General features: G+C 56.2%; 20 protein-coding genes and 4 pseudogenes. 13 read left to right on the top strand and 11 right to left on the bottom strand.

Annotation, left to right across the window (positions count from 1 at the left end; translation table 11 throughout):
* Positions 1–57: 57 nt before the first annotated feature.
* Positions 58–564, bottom strand: a complete 507-nt coding sequence (locus tag ABNG04_RS17225) for a PIN domain-containing protein (protein WP_371163596.1) — start codon at positions 562–564, stop codon at positions 58–60.
* The gene (locus tag ABNG04_RS17230; protein ID WP_053968309.1) at positions 561–929 is read right to left on the bottom strand and encodes a UPF0175 family protein; all 369 of its coding nucleotides are present in this window, start codon (positions 927–929) and stop codon (positions 561–563) included. The genes ABNG04_RS17225 and ABNG04_RS17230 overlap by 4 nt, the downstream gene beginning before the upstream one ends.
* A gap of 236 nt (positions 930–1,165) precedes the next feature.
* Between ABNG04_RS17230 and ABNG04_RS17235 the strand changes: the two genes are divergently transcribed.
* Positions 1,166–2,365, top strand: coding sequence for a tyrosine-type recombinase/integrase (locus tag ABNG04_RS17235; RefSeq protein WP_371163597.1), 1,200 nt, complete (start codon positions 1,166–1,168; stop codon positions 2,363–2,365).
* 206 nt (positions 2,366–2,571) lie between these two features.
* Here ABNG04_RS17235 and ABNG04_RS17240 read toward each other — a convergent pair.
* Positions 2,572–2,692 (bottom strand): annotated as a pseudogene (locus tag ABNG04_RS17240) (VapC toxin family PIN domain ribonuclease); the annotation flags it as partial.
* On the bottom strand, positions 2,692–2,904 hold the full coding sequence (locus ABNG04_RS17245; RefSeq protein WP_371163598.1) for an AbrB/MazE/SpoVT family DNA-binding domain-containing protein: 213 nt from the start codon (positions 2,902–2,904) through the stop codon (positions 2,692–2,694). The gene ABNG04_RS17245 and the pseudogene ABNG04_RS17240, both read right to left, overlap by 1 nt.
* Before the next feature lie 174 nt (positions 2,905–3,078).
* Here ABNG04_RS17245 and ABNG04_RS17250 point away from each other — a divergent pair, with 174 nt between their 5' ends.
* The 3 genes from ABNG04_RS17250 (at position 3,079) to ABNG04_RS17260 (ending at position 5,205) form a co-directional block, all read left to right on the top strand.
* Positions 3,079–4,323: an RNA-guided endonuclease InsQ/TnpB family protein gene (locus tag ABNG04_RS17250; RefSeq protein WP_089769325.1), complete on the top strand. Its 1,245-nt coding sequence runs from the start codon at positions 3,079–3,081 to the stop codon at positions 4,321–4,323.
* Positions 4,324–4,636: 313 nt separating this feature from the next.
* Entirely contained in the window at positions 4,637–4,972 is a 336-nt protein-coding gene (locus tag ABNG04_RS17255; RefSeq protein WP_089769327.1) for a nucleotidyltransferase family protein, read from the top strand.
* Positions 4,969–5,205, top strand: coding sequence for a HepT-like ribonuclease domain-containing protein (locus tag ABNG04_RS17260; RefSeq protein WP_285271187.1), 237 nt, complete (start codon positions 4,969–4,971; stop codon positions 5,203–5,205). Before ABNG04_RS17255 ends, ABNG04_RS17260 begins: the two co-directional genes overlap by 4 nt.
* A gap of 65 nt (positions 5,206–5,270) precedes the next feature.
* Here the strand turns inward: ABNG04_RS17260 and ABNG04_RS17265 are convergent, their stop codons facing one another.
* A complete protein-coding gene (locus ABNG04_RS17265; RefSeq protein WP_089769330.1) occupies positions 5,271–5,687 on the bottom strand; it encodes an HVO_A0114 family putative DNA-binding protein in 417 nt (138 codons plus the stop codon).
* A 33-nt stretch (positions 5,688–5,720) separates the two neighbouring features.
* On the bottom strand, positions 5,721–6,038 hold the full coding sequence (locus tag ABNG04_RS17270; RefSeq protein ID WP_015310253.1) for a toxin-antitoxin system TumE family protein: 318 nt from the start codon (positions 6,036–6,038) through the stop codon (positions 5,721–5,723).
* Between the two features lie 182 nt (positions 6,039–6,220).
* Here ABNG04_RS17270 and ABNG04_RS17275 point away from each other — a divergent pair.
* Both ABNG04_RS17275 and ABNG04_RS17280 read left to right on the top strand, forming a co-directional pair.
* Positions 6,221–6,364 (top strand): annotated as a pseudogene (locus ABNG04_RS17275) (tyrosine-type recombinase/integrase); the annotation flags it as partial.
* Between the two features lie 58 nt (positions 6,365–6,422).
* A pseudogene (locus tag ABNG04_RS17280) lies at positions 6,423–6,542 on the top strand (DUF7437 domain-containing protein); the annotation flags it as partial.
* A 44-nt stretch (positions 6,543–6,586) separates the two neighbouring features.
* Here ABNG04_RS17280 and ABNG04_RS17285 read toward each other — a convergent pair.
* Entirely contained in the window at positions 6,587–7,858 is a 1,272-nt protein-coding gene (locus ABNG04_RS17285) for an RNA-guided endonuclease InsQ/TnpB family protein (RefSeq protein ID WP_006180995.1), read from the bottom strand.
* Between the two features lie 147 nt (positions 7,859–8,005).
* Here ABNG04_RS17285 and ABNG04_RS17290 point away from each other — a divergent pair.
* The 3 genes and pseudogenes from ABNG04_RS17290 to ABNG04_RS17300 all read left to right on the top strand — a co-directional run.
* Positions 8,006–8,902 (top strand): annotated as a pseudogene (locus ABNG04_RS17290) (RNA-guided endonuclease InsQ/TnpB family protein); the annotation flags it as partial.
* Positions 8,903–9,334: 432 nt separating this feature from the next.
* The gene (locus tag ABNG04_RS17295) at positions 9,335–10,246 is read left to right on the top strand and encodes a ParA family protein (RefSeq protein WP_371163599.1); all 912 of its coding nucleotides are present in this window, start codon (positions 9,335–9,337) and stop codon (positions 10,244–10,246) included.
* Positions 10,247–10,260: 14 nt separating this feature from the next.
* Complete coding sequence (locus ABNG04_RS17300; protein ID WP_371163651.1) at positions 10,261–10,689, top strand: DUF8160 family protein; 429 nt, start codon at positions 10,261–10,263, stop codon at positions 10,687–10,689.
* Here the strand turns inward: ABNG04_RS17300 and ABNG04_RS17305 are convergent.
* A complete protein-coding gene (locus ABNG04_RS17305; RefSeq protein WP_371163600.1) occupies positions 10,686–12,131 on the bottom strand; it encodes a hypothetical protein in 1,446 nt (481 codons plus the stop codon). The two genes, ABNG04_RS17300 and ABNG04_RS17305, sit on opposite strands and share 4 nt — an antisense overlap.
* Positions 12,132–12,518: 387 nt before the next feature.
* Here ABNG04_RS17305 and ABNG04_RS17310 point away from each other — a divergent pair, with 387 nt between their 5' ends.
* The gene (locus ABNG04_RS17310) at positions 12,519–13,547 is read left to right on the top strand and encodes a Cdc6/Cdc18 family protein (RefSeq protein ID WP_089769341.1); all 1,029 of its coding nucleotides are present in this window, start codon (positions 12,519–12,521) and stop codon (positions 13,545–13,547) included.
* A gap of 638 nt (positions 13,548–14,185) precedes the next feature.
* Positions 14,186–15,442 carry an orc1/cdc6 family replication initiation protein gene (locus tag ABNG04_RS17315; RefSeq protein WP_004594472.1) on the top strand — a complete coding sequence of 419 codons (1,257 nt, stop codon included), beginning with the start codon at positions 14,186–14,188 and terminating at the stop codon, positions 15,440–15,442.
* Positions 15,443–15,896: 454 nt separating this feature from the next.
* Here the strand turns inward: ABNG04_RS17315 and ABNG04_RS17320 are convergent, their stop codons facing one another.
* Positions 15,897–16,061, bottom strand: coding sequence for a hypothetical protein (locus ABNG04_RS17320; RefSeq protein WP_371163601.1), 165 nt, complete (start codon positions 16,059–16,061; stop codon positions 15,897–15,899).
* Between the two features lie 1,101 nt (positions 16,062–17,162).
* On the opposite strand from ABNG04_RS17320, the gene ABNG04_RS17325 reads away from it, so the two are divergent.
* Positions 17,163–18,662, top strand: coding sequence for a Cdc6/Cdc18 family protein (locus ABNG04_RS17325; RefSeq protein ID WP_217635397.1), 1,500 nt, complete (start codon positions 17,163–17,165; stop codon positions 18,660–18,662).
* Between the two features lie 307 nt (positions 18,663–18,969).
* Here the strand turns inward: ABNG04_RS17325 and ABNG04_RS17330 are convergent, their stop codons facing one another.
* Together ABNG04_RS17330 and ABNG04_RS17335 are read right to left on the bottom strand one after the other, a co-directional pair.
* Complete coding sequence (locus ABNG04_RS17330) at positions 18,970–19,293, bottom strand: DUF6788 family protein (protein WP_089769343.1); 324 nt, start codon at positions 19,291–19,293, stop codon at positions 18,970–18,972.
* A 401-nt stretch (positions 19,294–19,694) separates the two neighbouring features.
* Complete coding sequence (locus ABNG04_RS17335; RefSeq protein WP_089769345.1) at positions 19,695–20,513, bottom strand: hypothetical protein; 819 nt, start codon at positions 20,511–20,513, stop codon at positions 19,695–19,697.
* Positions 20,514–20,740: 227 nt separating this feature from the next.
* On the opposite strand from ABNG04_RS17335, the gene ABNG04_RS17340 reads away from it, so the two are divergent.
* Positions 20,741–21,412, top strand: a complete 672-nt coding sequence (locus tag ABNG04_RS17340) for a helix-turn-helix domain-containing protein (protein ID WP_089769347.1) — start codon at positions 20,741–20,743, stop codon at positions 21,410–21,412.
* The last annotated feature ends 64 nt before the right edge of the window (positions 21,413–21,476 follow it).

Genomic DNA, 21,476 nt, shown 5'->3' on the forward strand with positions numbered 1-21,476 from the left:
GTAATAGACGTGTTCACAGTCACACTAATCAGGTGTTTCGAACTCCGAGCAAGCCCGTCACCGATACTCGGCGATCGTTCGGTACGGGACGTAGTAGCCGATCTCATCGATCCACGTCGACAGCCACTCGTCAGCAGTGGCTTCATCGATTTTCCCAGCATCGATTGCAGCCAACAGAACGCCAACCGACCCGACAACAGTCACACCCTGGTCTTTCGCAAACGACCGGGCATCTCCGTCGTCTGTCAGCAGTCGACCGTCTTGTGCGTCGGCGAGGGCGAACGCCTGTGCTTCCCCGGGGTCGAGATGCCCACCAACAACGGCTTCTCTGTTTGCGACAGTATCCGAAATAGTCGCGACTAGGATTTCGTCATCAAGCGTATCGAGTGCTTCCTGGAGATATGGGTGATTATCGACGCCGTGTTCGAGCTCCTCACGAACGACTGGTACCGTACAGATTCCGGAGAGGCCAGCAACTACCCACAGCTGATTGATGTACGAAAAGTTCGAGAGGACAGTCGTGTTCAAGACGCTCGGATTCGCTGGAATATCACCACCGGTCATTTCGCAGACGATCCCTCGTTGCCCGAGTCCTCATCATCGAATTCGAGTTCGCTTGCTGCCTCCACCTCGTACGCTGCGTCGTCTTCGTCAACAAGTCCGAGGCGGAGTTCAACACCGTGCTCACGGAGGATGTCACGCATCGTCCACCGATCGACATCAGCGAGTCTCGCGGCATCACCGAGCGTGATACGCTCGCGTTCGTAGAGGGCCACCGCAGCTGCAATACGTTCGTTCTCGTGGTCCTCGAAGTATTCACGCACGAACTCTCGCAATGCATCGCTCTTGCCACCAAACACACCAGCCTCAACAGCACCCTCGATGAGGAGGTCGAGGTCGTCTGGATAGGAGCCAGTGATTCGTGCCATCGTTCTATACCAAACTACGTCTTCATACTATTTATGAACTACGCCAGAATCCCATATGTATTGAGAAGGTCAGTCTCAACTTCTGCGGGGCGCCGAATTTTATATAGCGACATACAATTTATTATCTATATCTAGAGTCTGATTCTGAGGGTATCAATTCTGTATACCCTAATATCGGCATTTTAGCACATCTACACATTCTACTTGTGCTTAATCGAATAAGCGACGGTAGAATTATGGAGGTCGCCGCCGTCGGGTCGGTCAACGGAATGGACGACACTCAGGACGGCGTTACCTCCAGGGAAGACGCCGACAGAACCACCTTCGAGGCGGCAATACAGCAGTTCGTCCAGTCGAAGGGGAAGGTCGGCGACTCCGGACGGTACGCCACCGACTCGAAACGCCTGCTGGAGCGTTTCGAAGAATTCGCCGCCGACCGTGGCGTCGAGGACGTCGAGTCGATTTCGACGCGACTCCTCGAAGGCTACGCCCAGCACCTCGACCGCCGCGTCCAGACGCGCGAGCAACAGGGAAAACCCCACGGCATCAGCGGAGCCACCGCCCACCAGTACTTCGCTCGGGTGCGTGCGTGGCTGGAGTACCTCGTCAAACGCGACCTCCTCTCGGAAAACCCTGCAAAGAGCCATCACGTCGAGGACGAACTCCCTGATGAGTCACTCGGCACGACCGACGACGGCCAGCAGTTCTGGAGTCCGGCGACGCGCAAGCAGATCGTCCGCTGGACGGACTGGTACTTCGACGCCGCCCTCGACGACAAGCAGGGATGGGTCACGCCGGCGGATGCTGCCCGCGAGCGGGCCCTCATCGCCACGGTCGCTTACTCTGGGGCCCGCGGCGCCGAACTCTTCCGTGACCTGGACAACGACCGACGCAACGGTCTTCGGTGGCGCGATGTCGACCTCGACGCGGGGACGCTGTCTGTCCTCGGGAAGTCCCAAGACATCGAGGAAGCCCCGCTCCTTGACGCCGGAAGGACGCGGCTGGCGGACCACTATCGGCGCCAGAACCCCAGGGATGAGGACTGGCCTGTCTGGGTGACGCGACACCCTCCGTCACTCTACGCCGGCGCTCGCATACTCGACGGCGTCGACGAAGACGACGACCGCTTCACACCAGACACGGTGTTGGATGTCTACCGCGAGCACGGCGGTACGCCGCCGGCGCTCTCCATCGGCGGGGCACGGCGCATCCTCCGCGAACACTCCGACGCGTCAGGGCTGGTCGGCTCCGATGGCGAGCATCTGAAACTACACGGCGCCCGACGTGGCCTCGGGGACGAACTCTATACCCACGACGCAGAGGCCGCTCAGGAGGCGCTCCGTCATCAGAGCATCGAGACAACACACAAGTCCTACCGTGACCGCGACGGTGAGCGCGTTCGCGAGCGCGCCCAAGAAATCCTAAATGGTGAGTGACGAGTACGTCTCCTCAGAAACACGTCCCACAGAGACCGGTATGGCTAGATACACCACCGCTGAAGCTGACTAATTTCATAGCTAATTCGGCAGCTACTCCCCGATACAGGAAGTTGAGAAGACTTCGAGAACTCCGTGTATCGTTGTCACCGAGGGTTGTTGCTTTGAACCATTAGAACATTCATGAACAGCGAGACGGTTCGGTATAACATCCGGGAGGTCGCCGTGGTCGATACCTCGGACAATCTCCTGAGCGCGGTTATGATAGTCGTCGCGGGCGCTTACACTGGCGAAGAGGACGTTGGTGTCTAGGAGGGCAACCGGCATCACTCCGCCCCGAACTCGCTCTCGACTTCGACTGCATTCGTCTCGCCAACATCCACCGGCTCGAAGTCGTCGAAGACCCCCTCACGCTGATGGACGATTTCGACGGAGAGATTCCCTTCTCCGTCGGTGGTCCACCGAAGCTTGTCCCCCGGTTCGATGTCGAGACGCCGACGGAGGTCGGCAGGGATTGTCACCATTCCCCGGTCGCTCACCTTCGTTTCCTCAGGGCCTTCTTCAGCATAATTCAAGGTGGAGCCTCCGACCTCAAGGAGCGAGTGTAGCGAGCGAGTAGGTTGGAGAGGAAACCGACTGAGGACGACGCAACCGCACGACAGTAGCCACCCGACTCCCGAGAGTATAAGTACCGTCAGGTGGTAATCTGAAATATGGAGGTGCGTCGAACCGCGCCGGTCAAACTCATCGTTCCCGATAAGCGACGCGACGACCTCCACCAGTCAGCCCGCCAGTTCCTTTACTGTGCGAACCGCGCCGCCGACTTCTGTTGGGACGGTCGCTCCTACACAAACTGCGTTACGGCGAACTCAACTGCGCGTGACGCGCTATACGCGGAGCTGCGGGAGGAAACTGATCTCACTGCCAACCTCGTTCAAGAGGCCATCCGACGCGCCGTCCAAGCGACGAAAGGGTGCATTGAACGGTGGAAACAAGGGAAGCGTGTGAGCCAACCAGAGTTCACGTCGTGGAGCATGGTCTACGACAAGCGGAGTGCGACGTTCTACCGGAACAAAGTTTCACTCTCAACCGTCAACGGGCGCGTCGAGTGTGAGTTTGAACTCCCGGCGGACAGCCCGACGCCCTACGAACAGTACGTTCTTTCGGACGAGTATGAGTTCCGGGCGAGTACACTCCAATACGACAAGGCGACCGACGAGTTCTACTTCCACATTACGACCCGGAAGTACGATGACGACGAGTCCGAGGGTTCGGCAGATACCGGGCACCAAACAGTCCTCGGTATCGACCTCGGCGTCAACAGCCTCGCAGTAGCTTCGACCGGCACGTTCTGGCAAGGTGACGATTACGACCATTGGTGCCGCGAGTTCGAGAAGCGGCGTGGTGAGATACAACAGTGTGGCACGCAGGCCGCACACAATGCCCTGCTTCGCCTCGGAAAGCGCGAAGAGGCATGGAGAAAACAGTACATCCACACCGTCGCCAACGAAATCGTCGAGGAAGCCGTCGAACACGACTGCGACGTGATCGTGTTCGAGGAGTTAACGGACATCCGTGAGCGACTTCCATACGCGAAGTGGCACCACGTCTGGGCGTTCCGACGCCTCGCCGAGTACGTCGAGTACAAAGCGCCAGAACAAGGCGTCTCCGTGGAGCAAGTTGAGCCGAACCGCACGTCCCAGCGCTGTTCTCGGACGGATTGTGGGTTCACGCACGAAGCGAACCGCCACGGCGAACAGTTCGAGTGCCAGAAATGCGGGTACGAGGTGAACGCGGATTACAACGCCGCAAAGAATATTGGCGTGCGGTACGCCCGGAAGCGACAACACAAACTCCGTTCCTCGCCCAAGTCGGGGAGCGGAGACGCACCAGTAGACGTGCGTGTGAATGGTGGGACGGTGAACGGCGAGAGTTACCAGCCTATTGCTGGCGACTGATTGCCAGGAGTCCACATCAAAGCCCCACCCTCAACGAGCGAACCGCGTATGCGGTGAGCGAAGTAGGGTGGGGTAGTTTACTTGCCATACCTACGCGTACTGGCTCTCGCATCATACATGTTTCTCTACATGTGAAAAAGGAATGTGACCACGACCTCGACATCCATCGCTCGAGATAGTCCAAATCAGTGAGTCAATGAATCTGTGAATCATTGAAGTGCGCTCCGCCACGAAGACCCATTAAGACCGGGAGCAGTACCGGATGTAGGCGATCGAGCCACGGACAATATTAATCACCCAGACGGTCCCCCGGATGACCACAACACAGTTATCGGACGAACCCGGAGCAGATACTATAGCTCCGGCCGGGAACATCCCGACGCGACTCGCGCGGCTCAAGCCGCGACTCGAACGGGAGTATCCGATCAGCGAGCTGGGGATCTTCGGCTCGTACGCGCGGGGCGAACAGCGCTCCGACAGCGATCTCGACGTCCTCGTCGCGTTCGAGGAGTCGGTGACATTGTTCGATCTCGTTCGGCTGGAGAACGAATTGACCGACGAACTCGGCGTCGAGGTCGACCTCGTGACGAAGGACTCGCTGAAACCGCGGATCGAATCCCGCGTCACCGAGGACCTCGTTTATGTATGACCGAGGTCCTCGACTATCTCGACGACATTCTCGAAGCCGTCGAGAAGATCGAGCGCTTCACGGAGGGAATGGACTACGCGGAGTTCGTCGAGGACTCGAAGACTGTCGACTCCCTCCTTCGGAACTTCGAGGTGATCGATGAGGCAGCGAAGAACGTTCCGGAGTCCGACCTCGGCGTGATCGTCGAGCAAGCCGTGACCGCGTACCAGCGCGCCGTCGACGGCGGGTGGTGAGTTGTCGTTCGGGGTTCACCACTCACGTGTGTACAAAAAGAAATGGTCATATCTGAGTTCTCGTGCTACGCACTCGCGGAGGCGCTATCGGCGTCGTCGCGATCGATAAGCGGGTAGTCGATGTGAACCTCGATCCGATCGAACGGGACAACGGGCTGGATCGCGCCGCTGGGCCCGCCCGCTTCGAGGGTGAGGATACCCAGCACTTCGAGCTGCTTCAGATCCGAGTGGACATCAGACACATCGCGATCGACGAGACGGGCCGCCTCGCGCATACTCTCAGGAGTCTCCTCCGCGATCGCCCGGATGAGCTCGAGGCGGAGTGGGGTAAGACTGTCAACGAAGTCGTCGTAGGTGCCGAATTGGAGCGTCGCTTTTCCATCCTGGCTGTCGAGGTCGTCAGCGTCGCTGTCCTGGACGAACTGGAGCGTGTCTTGGCGAAGCTGTTCTCGGTCGCCGACGGTGATGTGGAGCGTGGTCATAGTCAGGATGTCGGTTGGTCGGGGGGTGTTCGATCAGTGTGGTCGGGGCGGGTTGCCGCCGACGGCCTCCCAGTACTCGTCCGCGCTCGCCCAGAACTCGACGAGCCGGTCTTCCATCCCGGGAAATTCGACGTCGTCTCTGTCACCGGCCGCGGTGTGGTGCTCGTGGCCCTTCGTGTCCTCGTGCGAGTTGTCATACCGGACGAGCGTGAGGTCATCTAGTGTGCCCAAGTGGAGCGTGTACTTCCAGCCTGAGGGGTATGTCTCAGTGTCATCAGTCGGCCGAAGCACGACGTTCTCGACCAGGCCGGCCTCAACGTGCGTGTACTGGAAGAGCGGCTCCTGCGGCATTCCCTACGTGTTGGGATAGCGGCCAACACTATAAGTGTTTGGCGAAGCTCCAACAAAACCTCGAAAAACACCCGATAGCGTGACTATTGTTGAGTCAATTGGGGGTCTCGTTGACCGTGATTGATGCTGGAATGATTGAGGAATCAGCCGCAGACGAGCGACTGTCGGCGGGGATCGATGATACCGACGAAATTGCGGCCGAACAAGGAAGCGCGAGTGCCGACGTCGTCCTGCAGAATTATCTCTCAGATTCCCGGGCCCGCACGCTCTGCCGGAAGTATATGCGCGATCAGCTGGCTGCTGCATTCGAACCAAGCGAAATGTGATACTTGGACGCCTCCGACTTCGGTTGCAACCTAATCGTTATTATACAGTATACGAATTATGTATTGTACGTCGAAAGCGACGGGGGACCTCGAATGCGCCGTTAATGGCCTTATCTCAGTGGCACAGCTACTCGAAGAGCCACGGCTCGCTCGCCTCTACACGTATATTCTCCGTCAACCACCTCGGGGTCAAGCCCCGAGGCTTGTCAGTGGACTCCCGTTCTAACCGAGTAGTTCGGTAGGCGTGTAGTCGCCGTTCACGCTCAACGTCCCTGACTTGAGGGCCAGTTGACTGGTGGCCCATCCACCGCGAGACTTCTGCCCGCGATGGATATACCCGCAGTACCGATTTGCGATGTTCTTCGCGGCATTGTAATCCGCGTTCACTTCGTACCCACATGATTGGCACTCAAACGCCTTGTCGTCACGATTGTCCTCGTGGGTAAACCCACAGTGCGAGCAACGCTGACTCGTGTACGCCGGATTCACGGTATCCACGAACAACTCCGTAGACTCGACCTTGTACTCGACGAGTTCCACGAACTTCGCGTAGGCCCACTGCTGGAACTTCGACCCGTTCGCAATGTTCTCGCGGATGTGGTCAAGGGTCTCGAAAATGATGCCGTCCACGTCCGCGTCTTGGGCTTCCGTGATGAGGTCGTTGGCGCGGTTGTGGAGCCAGTCCAATGACCAATCCGAGAGCCGACTGCCGATGGACTGCATCGTGAGGTGAGCCGACCGTGTACCCGTCTGTTGCAGTTTGGCGCGGCGTTGTTCGTACTGGTTGCGCTTGTGGGTGAGGGAGTCCGCACTGCCGATGAACTCGCCTGTGGAGGTGACAGCGAACGCGCCAGTCACGTTCAGGTCAACACCGAGAACCACTCCGTTCTCGGCACCCTCACTACGTGACTCGCTTTCTTGGCGTTCCGTTCCGTCACCCTCGTAGTTCGGGTTCTTCAGCGTGACATGCAGGTAGAACGCATCCTCCTGTTCGTCGTACTGAAGCGTGGCGATCGACGCATCCCACGCCTCACTCTCGTAGTACCTGCCGAACGGCGTGTCTTCGCGTTCGTCCTCGGGTGGGAGGACGTATTCAGCAGTGACTCTGCCGTCGGGGGTAGAGAGCGTGGCGTAGTCGTCGTTGAATGACGCAGAGCGTTTGTCGTAGACGACGCTCCACGAGTCGAACTCGGGTTGACTCGTTTGTTCGCCTTGCTTCAGTTTCTCGACGCCGCTTTGGACGGCTTCGATGGCGCGTCGAATGCCTTTCTGGACGAGGTTGGCGGTGAGGTCGGTTTCCTCGCGCAACTCGTCGTACAGGGCGTTTTCGGCTTTGCTCTTGTTGGTGACACAGTAGTCGTCGTAGCGCCACGCCCACTCGCTCGTGCGGTTGGCGCAGTGCAAGAACTGAGCTTTGGTTTGATGGAGGTCGCCACGACGCTCTTCTGGTACGTCGAGTTTGACCGGCACGGTGCGTCGTAGCGCATCGTCCATCTGTGGCTCACATTTACCTCTGTTGCATAATAAAAGTTTATTAGTAGAGTGGGGGGGAGCTGGCCTATCTATAGAACGTAGTTAGTTTCATCGAGTGTCGGCTTCCTCCCCGACCTCAAGGGTCGGGACATCCGCCTCGTACCGCCTGTGAAATACGACACTCGGACGATGACACTATTTGACGACGGAACAGTCTCACTTTCCACGGTCGACGACCGTATTCGGTGCGATCTCACGTTGCCGGACGACGAAGGTGGCTACCAACACCAGTACCTCAACAACGAGGACTGGGAACTCACCGAATCCACGCTCTCTCGGCGTGATGGCGACTACTACCTACATCTCGGCTTTCGCAAACCGAAGCCCGAGAAACAGGTCGAAAAACAGGGCGACGACGAGGACAAGACAGTTCACAGCGTCGACCTCGGCATCGTCAATATCGCCACGACCTCGACGGCCTATTTCGCGTCCGGCAGAGAACTTGGACATCGACACCGGGAGTTCGAGCGGATTCGCGGCAACCTCCAACAGACCGGCACGCAGTCCGCACACCGTACCATCCAGCAGATGAGCGGCAGGGAGTCCCGCTACGTTCGGGATGTGCTGCACCGCGTGGCCAACGACATCATCGAAGAAGCGTTGGAACACAGCTGCGCGTACATCGCGTTCGAGAACCTGCGGCATATTCGGGAACGTGCGCCCCCGGTGAAGGAGTTCCACCAGTGGGCGCACCGACAACTCGTTGACCTCGTGGAGTACAAGGCCGATGCAGAAGGCATCTGTGTGGAGTACGTTGATCCGGAGAACACGAGTCGGCGGTGTCCCGAGTGTGGACACACGAGCGAAGGGAACCGTGCCAGGCAAGCGGAATTCGAATGCGAGAAATGTGGTGCGACAGCGAATGCGGACTATGTTGGAGCGAAGAATGTTAGGTGGCGGTATATCCGTCGGAGCCTACAGTCGTCGCGGCGGACGGGCGACGGTCAACTCGCCCTGAAGTCAGGAACCGTGACGCCGAACCGGGGATTCGTCCCGTCCGACTAACTGTCGGCAGAGGCCGAGTTCACTGACAAGCCCCGCGCCACCGTGCGTGGAGCAGTTGACTGAAGCCATAAATCAAGGAGTTAAGGAGTACTTGATTCTTGGAATCCAATAGGATGTGGCGAGTCATGGAGTCAGTGAATCAATGAATCAGTGAATCCAAGAAATAGGGATTCAATGAATACCCCACTCCGAGAAGCGCAGAGTCACTCATTCAGCAACTGCAGTAGCAACCTCCATTCCACGAGGACCCAGCAAAGCGGGGATTCCAGGATGTGTTGAGTCAATGAATCAGTGATTCTTTGATTTCCACCAAATACATCACCAAAACCGCCTGTTAGCGGTTTATACCACGGAATACGGACCTTTAGAATTTCCAGAACGAGATTCGATGTCTGGCGTAGATTTATGAATCAGTGAATCAATGATCGAACTATGACCGAGTCACCCCGTGGCTGGGGCGTCACACCATCGACTGGTATCCCCACGATCGCCTTCGGCAATCAGAAAGGCGGGACTGGGAAAACAACGGCGACGATAAACAGCGCCGCAGCACTGGCCTCGCGAGATCACGATGTCCTCGCGATTGATATGGATCCACAGGCCGATATGACGAAAGGCCTGGGACTCGGCCCGGGCGACGACAACGACCCCTCAAGCCCGAAGAACGATCTTCCAAATACGCTCGCGACCGATGACGCAAATCTCCTCGATGTCCTCGTTGACAATCCGCGCACGGACAACACAACGCTTTCAGAAATTGTGATCCACAGCGACGACTACGAACATCTGAATTTCGATCTGGTGCCGAGCCACAAGGACATGGGGCTTGCCCGAGATTGGATGGACGATGCAGGTGCTCGTCTCTCGTTAAAAGTTGCTCTGGAAGAGCTGATTGACGACGGATACGACTACGATTATATCTTGATAGACTGCCCACCTGATCTCTCGGTTTTGACGGATGCAGCGTTCATCGCGGCACAGAACGTTTTCCTGGCTGCCCAGACCCAAGCGACATCACGGGATGCTCTGGATGACCTCTGGGATCAGCTAGAATCCATCGAAGATAACCAGCAAATCGAGATAGCTATCGTAGGGCTACTGGCCAACATGTATCGAGACGATGGCCAATCACAGAAGTTCCTGGATGCATTCGACGAGTCATATGCGTCACTAGCCCCGATTTTCAAACTCCCAATGCGGGTGGCGATACAGCGCGCGTGGGACAACGGCTGCGATATTTTCGAGTGGGAGGACGCGAACGACCAGCAAGTTGAGCGCGACCTCTTCCTGGAGGTTGCTGAGACAATGGAACGTGCGTTCGACAAGACGCAGGTGGAGGTGTAAGGATGCCCCGAGGAATGGACGAGCGATTTGAGGATCCGTCAGAGGAAGCAGACGACGAGGAAGCCACGGCCGACGACAAGCCGACGGAGGACACACCGGACGGAGAAAGCCGAGACAGTGACCCGACCACAGCAACCGAAGGGCAATCACGTCAGCAGAGAGAGACCCCTACAGCGGAGACTGAATCGTCGATTGAGGAATCAGACGACGAACCGCTGAATATCCGTGAGGACTGGGATTCCGCCACTATATACGTTGAACCGGAGCAGAGTGAGGACATTGAGGTGACATTCACTCGGCTAAAAAAGCAATTGAAGCGTGAAGACATCACTCTCGAGAAGAACAAACATTTCTATAGAGGGATTTTCGATGTGGCATTCGGTGAACATCAGGAAGAGACGAAGGAGCGGATTCGTGAATTGGCAAAGCAAGACCAGGACTAGTACTGGAAGACGATTGCCTCGAGGACATCCGTCGCCTCAGGAACGCTATCGAGTGGAGTCCCGGCGACATGTCGCCATGTCCCACCAGTGAATCGCGCGTGATCGTAGATTTCCAAGGCGCCGCGCTGGGAAAGGGCCGTCGCAAAGGCTCCGACCCCCTCCGGAAGACGACCGCGCACATACACGTGGAGCCCTGTCCCGCTCTGACTTACCTCTGTGTATCCATCAAGCGCATCAACGAGAGTTGCTACCTCGTCTGATACCTCACCCGTCTCTGGATCCCGAACATCATCGAAATCCACGAACGAGAGCGGAGGATCTGGTGGATCATGTGGGAGGAGAACCGCTGGATGCACAGCCTCGGGAAGATCCTCACCATCGGGGAACGGCCACGCACGATGTATCTCTCGAAGCGGAAGCTCCGCTACCATCTTCGCTTTTTGGAAGCCCCGGCGTGGATTCACATCCTTTGAAGCGGCCCATTCACACGGATACATTGTGTCCGCCTGCCAGGGCGCGAGAGCGACTTTCGACCGGCCATCCCAGACAACCCAGATATCCAAGTCACGCAATCCCGCCGGAATATGATAACGATCCACGTCCAAAATACGTGTATCGTTCGAATCAGGCACATCAAGCAGATCCCTGGTTTCCGCTTCGGTAGAAGAGGTCCGGTCAGTCGAATCAGTGACGCCGGTCTCGACAGTCTCCTCTGCCATGCAACCCCTGTTTTCAGACGTATCGAGAGCTGGCTCACCAGACCCGTCCGACATTGGACGCACTGCATCCGGGAAAGCCAACGATTCCTCTTGGCAAAAGTAGCAGCCGCATTTCTCAAGTGGAATTTCGGCCTCACTTGTCGCAATGCCGTGCGTCCAGATCTGGTTGCGTATCCGCTTTGCCTTCGTGACTAACTGCTCATATCGTGATTCGTCGAACTGGACGGCAGACGAGTCAGCGTCTGGACACGGCCATTCCCGAATATCGCTGAGGTCGTTTTTTGAAACGTACACGAGTTTTCCTTGCTCAACTCCTAATCCCTGCATATAGATGTGAAGCTGGTCGAGATGGCGGTCGATCGGTGGTGAGAATTTGTACCAGCCGTTCCGTACCTTCAGCACGTACGCAATTTCGTCGGCGGGATCATACAGGGTACACCGACCGAGAAATCGGACAGGGCCCTCGTCAATATTCAAGCTTACTTCGGTCTCCAGTGTCGGATTGCGATCGCTGAGCTGCTGCTCGAAGTAGTCCTGGATCAGACGCGACGCACGATACTTGCCCCAGTACGTTTTGGATTTCGAGAGCCCGAGCTTGTTGACGTATAGCTGGCGCGGACAGAAGCCAATATGGGCTGCAAAAAACGTCTCAGGATCACGCTCATAGAGGTCGTCAGAATCGGCTGCGAGTATCGACGAGATCTGCTCCTCGAAATCGATCATGGTAGGAAGGACAACACTTGGGATATCACGGCGCCAGTACCCCCACTATGTGTGCCGCCCTGAAGTGTGAATCCGGGTCGCTTCCGAGTTTCAACAATATAGGTGTCAAGGGCATCCCGTGGCTGGATCTACCACCCAGATACAGAATTTCCGAGGACGTTTCCAGAAACTCGAACGGTCAAATACGAAATAAGTCCCGAGGTACTCACTCACAGATTCAGGAAATCTCGAATTTTCAGAGAATTTCCGGAAGCATCTCTCCATAATTGGGGAAAAGAGGCAGACACAACGCGAGGAATCTAATTACAGAATCGGGAAGATGCAGTTTCCGGAAACGACCCGGTCAGGCTTTTGTAACCTGACCCGAAATCAGTCTGTCAGAGACAGATGATTCGCGATGCTCGCGTCCTCCGGGCCGGATTCGTCCCTCGGGAAGTCGAGCATCGCGACGCCGAGGTCAATCACCTCTCCAGCGTTCTTGAGCCCATCACGAACGGAGAGCCCGTCGATACCGCTATTGTCACCGGACCCAGCGGCGCCGGCAAGACGTGCATCTCGAAGTTCGTCACGGAACGACTTCGAGAAGAAGTCCTCGACGTCGAGGCCATCTACGTCAACTGCTGGCGCAACTACACCCGGTTCCGCACGCTCTACCAGATCCTCGACGACCTCGGCGCGACCATCGACATCCACCGACAGTCGACGCCCCACGACGAACTCGTCGACCGCCTCCAGCAACACGACGGCCCGCGAACCGTCGTCATCCTGGACGAAGTCGACCAACTCGAGGACCCCAGCGTCATCTACGACCTCCACAGCCTCCCGCAGTTCGCGATCATCTGCATCGCGAACAAGGAAGAAGAGCTGTTCAGCCGCGTCGACGACCGGCTCGTGAGTCGGCTACGCTCCAGCGAACATGTCCGGATGGACAACTACCACGACGAGCAGCTGTACGACATCCTGAGCGCTCGCGCGAAATGGGGGCTCGACGAGAACGTCACCACCGACGACCAGCTCTACCGCATCGCCGATGCAGCCGCCGGCGACGCCCGCCTCGCTATCGGCATCCTTCGAACAGCGGCTAGCAAGGCCGACCGCGAGAGCCACGAGCGCATCACCAACGACATCCTCCTGGACGCCGCCGAGGATGCCCGGGCCCAGATTAAGCAGAAGAGCATCGATTCACTCACGCCACACCAGCGCGTCGTTTACAACATTGTTCGCGATCACGAGCCACTCGGGCCGAGCGAGATTCACGACCGCTATACCGAGAAGGTCGACGATCCTCGGACGAAACGGACAGTGCGGACGTATCTCTCCAAGATGGTCCAGTACAACCTCGTCGATGCGGAAGGCACGAGCCGGGACCGGGAGTACTCACTCGTCGGTTCGGAAGCTGCGTCGCCGATGCAGTAATATCCTGTCTCCGATTGGGTGAGATCGAGCGGCAACCAAGCGAACCCTTGTGGAATCGCGAAACCCCGAAATCACGGGATACTAGTACTGAGTGCCGACCGCGAATCGAGCATAGACCATGAACAGTTAACCAACAGACGGTCAATACATACGATTTGTTGGTTAATCGAAAGAGGTCCACGGTCATCGATCGACTGGTGTCGGGAAGGGTAGATTTCGACTGGAATATCGGGCAGGCAACGATGGTAGCAGGGAGAAGGCGACCAGAGTTGCCAGTATTGCCAATAATACCGTCGTTTAAGTACCTCTCTCACTCCACCATTGCCAATAACGAGGGGAGAATGGACGGGAGGGCAGAAACTGTCACGTCTCTAGTCTAGTTACTGTTATCTAAACCTACTACAGCTAGTGGAGTTTTCGCTAGTGCGGGTTTGGTTTCACGTGCAATGTATTAAGAGTATCGCTAATTAGAGAGGGGGTCGTTGACCCCCTCCAGTTGTTGCAAAGGTTTACTGGCAATAGTGGAGTGTGTGTGTTTTATAAGCGGAGGCGATACTGGCATAATTGGTTCGAGTGGTGGGTTAGTGGTGATACTGGAACCCATGGTTTTATGATGGTTCTTCGTCTTGAGTCCGCCTATGGGCCGCTTCAATCGAGAATCGTTCATCATCCAAGACAAAGACGTCCTCCGGGATGATTACCAGCCAGAGACACTCGAGGAGCGGGACGAAGAACTCGACGAATATGCGGCCGCTCTCCGTCCCGTCATTCAGGGCTGGCAACCAAACAACGTCTTTCTCTATGGCGTTACCGGCGTCGGGAAGACAGCTGCTACGCACGATCTTCTTGAGGAGCTGCAAGAATCCGCCGGAGAGTACGACGACGTCGATCTCAACGTTATTGAGCTCAACTGTACTGGCTGCACCACATCCTATCAGGTAGCGGTCAATCTCGTGAACGAGATTCGCTCTCCTTCTCACCCTCTCACCACAGTCTCGTCTTCGCGCGAACCGATGAGCGAAACCGGGTATCAACAAAAACGCATCTTCAACGAACTCTACAACGACCTTGAGTCGATCGGTGGGACTATTCTCGTGGTTCTGGACGAGATCGATAACATCGGCTCGGATGACGATATTCTGTACGAGCTTCCACGAGCACGCTCGCAATTGGATCTCGATGTGAAAATCGGTGTGGTCGGCATCTCGAACGACTTCAAGTTCCGAGAAAACCTCTCTCCGAAAGTCAAGGACACTCTTTGCGAAGAGGAAATCTTGTTCCCTCCGTACGACGCGACTGAACTGCAGAATATTCTCAAGCACCGAGCCGATATCGCACTCTACGACGATGTCCTCGAGTCAGATGTAATCCCGTTGTGCGCAGCATTCTCTGCACAGGACTCGGGATCTGCTCGGCAGGCGTTACGGTTACTCCGGAAAGCAGCTGATATCGCCGAGAACGACGCGATGGCGGGTGGAGAGGCGAAAATCACCGAAGACCACGTTCGGGAGGCCGAGCATCAGATCCAGCGACAACAGGTGGTCGAAGGGATGCATTCGTTGACCCGGCAGGGGCAATATGTATTGCTGACTGTCTGTCAGCTAGCGGCAGAGGGAGAAACACCCGAGCGGACGAAACTGATCTATGAGCGCTATCGAGAGGTTCTTCGTAATCACGGCAGTGAACCACTGAAACGCAGGCGAGTACACGACCACCTGTCGGATTTGAGCCTCCACGGGATCTTACGGTTGGTCGACTCGTCGAGTGGACGCGGGAACTACAACGAATACGAGCTTGATGTCTCTCTGTCGTCGGCCCTCGACGCACTCGAGAGCGAACTAGGTGAGCTCAACGACATTCGTGAAACTGCCAAGCGGCATCGGGTTCTGGAGTGACTTCTCAACCGTCAACACCAGTACTGCCAATACCCTCTCCACTTTTGCCAGTAACCGCGCAACCGTCAGTGCCAGTTTCTCCAGTACCCTCTCCGGTGTTGCCAGTAACTTCCTTGTTCCTATCAATCCGACTAATTACTATCGGGACCACCGTTGCCAATTTCATCAAATAGCGTCTTGTCCTCCGATTTTACTGGCAATAGTGGAGTGTCTGACAGCATCTAAACGAAATTTCATTTACGAACATTTGCAATCGCTCTCCAGTGGACTACTTATCCCGTGAGGGTTCGTGGTTCGAAGACCCAATCTTGCACGGATTCACCCCGCACTTACTACTCGAAAACAGGGGATGTCTTCCTGTTCGAGTTCATTCGTTGTCTGGGCCATCGGTGAACAGGATTTCGTGGAGAAACGACAGAAACGTCGGGCATGGGAGTAACCGATTCGTCTCTGTCTACGGGTATTCCTGATCACTCACGAGAGCCTCGGTACACTCGACGAGGCCGTCTTCAGTCGTCCACCGGCAGAGACACCTAGCATCGTTGAGCATCTCGAAGATCGCGGTCTGCATTCCACTATAGGGACTCTCGACGGCTACGTTCGTGTCGATCGCGTCCACATCTATCGTATTGTACGTCGCGTTTGAACATGTGCGTCTTCGCGAAGTACTCCTCGAGGGCTGTGAAGTAGCCCTGCTCAACGAGGAAGCAGCCCTGGGCGTGTTCGGTGACGCCCACGATGACGTCTGTGTGATCGGCGAACAGCCGGAACTTGAAACTCAACGGAACACGTATAGTCGGTATCATGGACTGGATCTGACGACCCCCCTCCCCCCTTTTTCGAGTTGTAAACTCGTGACGGCGGGGAGGGGTGAACAGCAAGAGGGACTTCAAAATAGCTGATTGTGGCTGATATACACGATAGAGAAGGTGAGCTCCTCATCTTCTATCTTGTAACTAGAAATGGGAAAGTTTATGTTGGCCCTTGCCTTACTATAACCGTACTAGAGATAAAGAAAACAAATCGTCTAGCCGGAGCTAGATGATTGAGATCTCTGGAGTAGATGACTTCTTCATCTCGTCCTTGGTTCTGCTCCCGTGTACTAGCACGTTTTATCGCCTCTACGCCAACTTCTGTTAACTCAACGCTAGTTACATAGCGTTTGGTGTGGCCTGTTCCCATCGACTTACAACTCGAAAAAGGGGGGAGAGGGTACAACATTCGAGATCACCAAATCAGCTTCACCAGCTACCATGTCTGAAACCCGGTATTACTCTCATTCGTGATCGGGTCCTACGAGCGTCGGTCTCTTGCGACTATTCTGGCGCTTACTACTCGAAAACGGGGAGTGTGAGTAAGACCGTATCACCTAGAGCATCATTCACAAAATCCAGATTATGTGGACTTTGCTCCGAGACTCACTTCGATTCCCTTCTCCTTACAACACGCTAATAGGGTGGGTGGGAGCACGAACCAGGTGTGTTACCTCCTCACAACGTCTTACAACTCGAAAACGGGGAGTCTAGGTCATCGAGGAAGTTCGACGAAGCTCGCTATTGTCGAACCGTTACAAATCGATAACGGAGGGTGATAGATTCCGAAGACGGTATCTGACTCATTCAGAGAATACGGGTCTATAGTCGTTAGATAGCCTGTTTTCGCCCGGTTACAACTCCACAAGGGTCCATATTTTTATACCCAGAGTTCGAGGGGCTTCATAATGGGACGAGAGGGACGTAGAGCAGGATCGAATCACGCGGAAGATGAGGGGGATCGTGAATCTTCTTCTGCTGATCCTGAAAGCCCTGAGTCGACGGGCGAGGATATAGATTCGCTCGATACATCACAAGCGACGTTCGAGAACGACTCGGATCCAACCGATTCGTCTCAAGAAGCAACCAACGGCGACGGTGGCGGCATCTCAATCCGGGATCGACTCCAAACCGAGTCGTCCGGCGGGGTCTTCGCGAACAAAGACCTCGTTCGGTCAGATACCATCATCGACGAGGATCGTATCGTCGGTCGTGATGACCAGCTGGGCCGTGTCGTCGACAACCTGAAACCGGTACTCCAGAACGAAGGCATCCCGGATATGCTTCTGAGTGGTCCCTCTGGAACTGGGAAGTCGCTCATCATTCATGCAGTCTGCAAACAGATCGTTGAACTGTGTGAATCTCAAGACAAGACCTTCGGGGTCATTTCAATCAACTGCGAGGGGCCGAAGACTGCAGATCGGGCTGTCTATCGGTTAGTTAAAGCTGCTGCCAACGACCTCGGCGTTGATCCTGGTGTTCCCCAAACTGGCGTTTCAACGGATCAGAAGCTCGAGCGACTGTACGAACTCATGCGAGAGTATTACGACGGTGTCATCTTCATCCTCGATGAGATCGATATGCTCGAGGGACCGTATCAGGAAGCAGAGTACAATTCTCTCATCTACCAGCTTTCACGGGCTCGCAAACTCGCCGACTTTGATGGTCCCATCTCACTTACGACGATAACGAACTATGCCGACTTCATGAAGGATCTCAACAGCCGCGCACAGAGTTCCTACAATCCCGACGACATCTTCTTCGACGATTACGATGCGACGCAACTCCGTAGTATTCTCCACAACCGGGGGGACGCCTTCAAGCCAGAATCACTTGCAGATGATGTCATTCCGCTTGTTGCCGCGTTTGGATCCCAAACGCACGGGGATGCGCGAAAGGCGATTGATCTCCTCAGATGGGCTGGCGAATTAGCTGAGCGGCGTGGAGCTGACACGGTTACCGAGACTGATGTCCGTGAAGCCCAGGAGAAATACACCGAAAACCGCAAACTCCGCCATATCAGCGGAATATCGACTCAAAAGAAACTCTCGATTTACGCTGTGGCGGCGACGGCACACTACGCAAGAGAACATCCTGAGTGGATCCCTGCTGGACCTGCGTTCAAGACGTACCAATTTATTGCTGATACGATGGACGCGGACCAGTACAGTCGCGAGACCTTCGTAAATCACGTCACTGAGCAGAGTACGTACGGTGTGTTGGACTTTGAGCGTCGAGGTAAGGGGCGAGGCAAAGGAGTGCATATGTATTTCTCCCTCTCTGAAGATCCGGAAACGATCATGGAGACGATCCGTGAGGATTCCCGGTTCGAAGATCTAGCTCACGAAGAGGCGACAATCAGTGCGGTTGTCCGCGAACGGCTGAAGCAGTTCCAGAGTAAGAACTAATCTCCTCCGGATTCTCCCAGCACTTACTACTCGAAAACGGGGGGTGTTCGTATCCAGCGTGCTGCGTTACAACTCGAAAATGGGGGGTGTCGGTCGTCGGGATGTCTCGTTACTACTCGAAAACGGGGGGTGGGTGAGCCAAGAGATTTGACGTGCCGGTCGATGTACTGTGCTATCCCCTTTCCATCTCCCATTTACAACTCGAAAACGGGGGGTGTGTCCTACGATTTTCTTGTCGTCTATACCATCGTGATGCGGAGTTCGTGGGGAAACGACGGCAACGTGGGATGGGGGCCCCAGGTTGCGTTCACTTGTCCGGATTGACCGGCCCTTTGTACTTTGACGTCACTGTGTCACCTTCTCTCCACTGCCAGTAGTAGTAGCGGTTATCGTTGATCTCCTTGATTGTGATCGTGGCTTTCGCTGGGACATCGTCCGGGAGGTCGTTGGGCCGCTCTTCGATTTCGTCTTCATCTGACTCTTCGTCGAGACGAGCCTCACGTTCCTTGTGTTCGGCTACTGCCTCGGCGTAGCGGGCAACGTGCTGGAGCTGGTCTGGGGAGCATCCATTAAGCGTATCGACGATGTCTGATGGGAGTTCCGCTGGCGGCGTCGGTGGTTCGTAGGACATGGGTCGATCTGTGTTAACCAACACTGGGGGCAGAATCAATAGTTTTGTTGGTTAAAACTATCCAGATTCGATTTCCCACCGCTCACCGTATTCAGCATCTATCTACACCAGACGACCGAGCTAACCCGGGTGGATGTCTTTGTGACCGCCGGCTTGGAGTGGAGTCTCCCGTTCGTAATCGGTGTGGGTGTCACGTTCGCCCTCAAGATTGGCGTCAGTTCGACGTTTGATCTGGCACTGGCCGAATCACAACGACTCGAGGTGGTCTGGATCCCATGCTCGTCGGTGGGGCTGTCATCGTGATCGGCTCGGTTCTCCTCGGCAAGTCTCTCAGTCAGTCGTTTCCTTCGTCTCACCCCGTGTGACTCCTGCATAGTGAGACTACATGAGGACCAGTGACGCTACGAGTTTGAGGGGAGGCGCCCATCAGGTCGTGGGACCCGCCCCTGCTTGATCTCGTGATCGACTCGCCGGAGGTGTTTACAGCCGCCCTCGGGCGTACGCTTCCGCCAGTCTGGACACGTACACGACTCGCTGATCACGTCGACTTCATACCAGTTTCCGGACGCCGATCGGACCTCATAGCGGCCACCCTTTTCGAGCAGCGAGACGGCCATCGATTCGTCGACGGCACGGCTGGTTCGCGGCTCGAGGTCGTCGTGCTGGGGCGAGTGCTCCGTGACGACCATCCGATCGCGTACGTCGCCGGTGCGGCCGCCGTCTGGGGCAACCGCAGCTTCGGGATCCTGGAGCCGATTCGCAAGCAGGCCCTCGACCGGATGTCCCTCCGGCCACAGATAGTGGACTTCCTGACGCTCGCGATGGTCGTAGGAGCCACAGGCGGCAGCGCTCCCAGTCCAGACACGCCACGCCCCGAGTGCTGCCATCACGTCGACGATGACTCGCGGAACTGCCTTGTGCTCGTCGGGGTAGAACACCCGGAAACGGGTACACGCCTCCTGCGGCGAAACCGTCTCCCACCATTCGACGTCGTCATCCCAGCTCTCGTACATCGCCTTGTCCTCCCCGTATCCGACAGTCACGCCGTCAATCTGCGGTATCTCCACCGATGTTTCGTCAGCCTCGTCTTCGAGCAGCCGAAGGACGGCGTACCGAAGATACTCGTGTTCCGGATGGCCCGAAGATTGGGCGACCTGCTCGTGGTGCTCTGCGACTCGCTCTGCCTCGTCGAGAACAGTCGTTAGATATCGGTCGGTCATAGTTCGTGGAGACGGGAGTGCGCCTCCGCCCCTCGGCGGGCGCTGATAGACTTAACCAACGAATAGCGATCAGTCGTATCCTCAGTTGGTTAATTCATCTCTGCTCAAATGCTGAGCCGGATCGGACTACCGGAGCCAAGAATAGTATATCTGTATAGAGATAACTCTATAGGAGATACGGGGGACAAGACTAATACCGTTAGATGCGATACCGATAACTAACGATGATGGAGTACGTCGACGAGACCGCGGCGAAGATCATGGTCGCGGCCCGGCCGGGTGACTCGATCCGGCGAATCGCCCAGAAGATCGACGGCTCCTACTCGTGGGTCTACGACTGGATCGAGCGGTTGGAGGACGCAGGCTTCATCCGGCGTGAGGACGGCGTCTACATCGAGAAGTACGCTGTCAGGGATCGCTACTACGATCTCGTCGCGGCCATCTCTCGCGCTGTTCCCCCTTCGATCGACGACGGCTACGTCATTCCACACTTCGCCGGGATGCCCTTTGCGTACACGAAAATCGACGGCGTCTACGTCTGGACCCACGGCGGCTATCAGATCGCCCGCGGCCACGACGACTATCCGATCTTCATCCAGGTCGCCGACCAGGACGTCGAACGGTGGACGGCGTTCTTCGATGAGTTCGGGATTCCGAGCCGGATCGAAGAGCGGCCGGATGCAACCGACTACGATGCGACTGTCTCGTACGTGTTGTTCCCGAGGAGTGGGGACATCACTCGCGAGTGGGTTGACGGCAATCCGGTCATTCCGTTGGACGAGGTAATCGAGCACATGTTGGAGTACCGGGTGAACTACGAGCCGGCGTTGGAGATGATCGCCGATGAGTACGACCGCGATATCGACGCGTCCCACGAGGATCCGTGTCTCAATGCATGAGCCTCGGTGAACGCGAAGACGAATTGCTGGACACTCTGGAGGCCGTCATTTCCTGTGGGTCACG

This window comes from Halorubrum miltondacostae, from assembly GCF_041379815.1.
Lineage (GTDB): Archaea > Halobacteriota > Halobacteria > Halobacteriales > Haloferacaceae > Halorubrum > Halorubrum miltondacostae.

Bases quoted from the DNA above. Each gene is read 5' to 3' on its own strand.
- ABNG04_RS17225 (WP_371163596.1), bottom strand. From the start codon at position 564: ATGACCGGTGGTGATATTCCAGCGAATCCGAGCGTCTTGAACACGACT.
- ABNG04_RS17230 (WP_053968309.1), bottom strand. From the start codon at position 929: ATGGCACGAATCACTGGCTCCTATCCAGACGACCTCGACCTCCTCATC.
- ABNG04_RS17235 (WP_371163597.1), top strand. From the start codon at position 1,166: ATGGAGGTCGCCGCCGTCGGGTCGGTCAACGGAATGGACGACACTCAG.
- ABNG04_RS17250 (WP_089769325.1), top strand. From the start codon at position 3,079: ATGGAGGTGCGTCGAACCGCGCCGGTCAAACTCATCGTTCCCGATAAG.
- ABNG04_RS17255 (WP_089769327.1), top strand. From the start codon at position 4,637: ATGACCACAACACAGTTATCGGACGAACCCGGAGCAGATACTATAGCT.
- ABNG04_RS17260 (WP_285271187.1), top strand. From the start codon at position 4,969: ATGACCGAGGTCCTCGACTATCTCGACGACATTCTCGAAGCCGTCGAG.
- ABNG04_RS17265 (WP_089769330.1), bottom strand. From the start codon at position 5,687: ATGACCACGCTCCACATCACCGTCGGCGACCGAGAACAGCTTCGCCAA.
- ABNG04_RS17270 (WP_015310253.1), bottom strand. From the start codon at position 6,038: ATGCCGCAGGAGCCGCTCTTCCAGTACACGCACGTTGAGGCCGGCCTG.
- ABNG04_RS17285 (WP_006180995.1), bottom strand. From the start codon at position 7,858: ATGGACGATGCGCTACGACGCACCGTGCCGGTCAAACTCGACGTACCA.
- ABNG04_RS17295 (WP_371163599.1), top strand. From the start codon at position 9,335: ATGACCGAGTCACCCCGTGGCTGGGGCGTCACACCATCGACTGGTATC.
- ABNG04_RS17300 (WP_371163651.1), top strand. From the start codon at position 10,261: ATGGACGAGCGATTTGAGGATCCGTCAGAGGAAGCAGACGACGAGGAA.
- ABNG04_RS17305 (WP_371163600.1), bottom strand. From the start codon at position 12,131: ATGATCGATTTCGAGGAGCAGATCTCGTCGATACTCGCAGCCGATTCT.
- ABNG04_RS17310 (WP_089769341.1), top strand. From the start codon at position 12,519: ATGATTCGCGATGCTCGCGTCCTCCGGGCCGGATTCGTCCCTCGGGAA.
- ABNG04_RS17315 (WP_004594472.1), top strand. From the start codon at position 14,186: ATGGGCCGCTTCAATCGAGAATCGTTCATCATCCAAGACAAAGACGTC.
- ABNG04_RS17325 (WP_217635397.1), top strand. From the start codon at position 17,163: ATGGGACGAGAGGGACGTAGAGCAGGATCGAATCACGCGGAAGATGAG.
- ABNG04_RS17330 (WP_089769343.1), bottom strand. From the start codon at position 19,293: ATGTCCTACGAACCACCGACGCCGCCAGCGGAACTCCCATCAGACATC.
- ABNG04_RS17335 (WP_089769345.1), bottom strand. From the start codon at position 20,513: ATGACCGACCGATATCTAACGACTGTTCTCGACGAGGCAGAGCGAGTC.
- ABNG04_RS17340 (WP_089769347.1), top strand. From the start codon at position 20,741: ATGGAGTACGTCGACGAGACCGCGGCGAAGATCATGGTCGCGGCCCGG.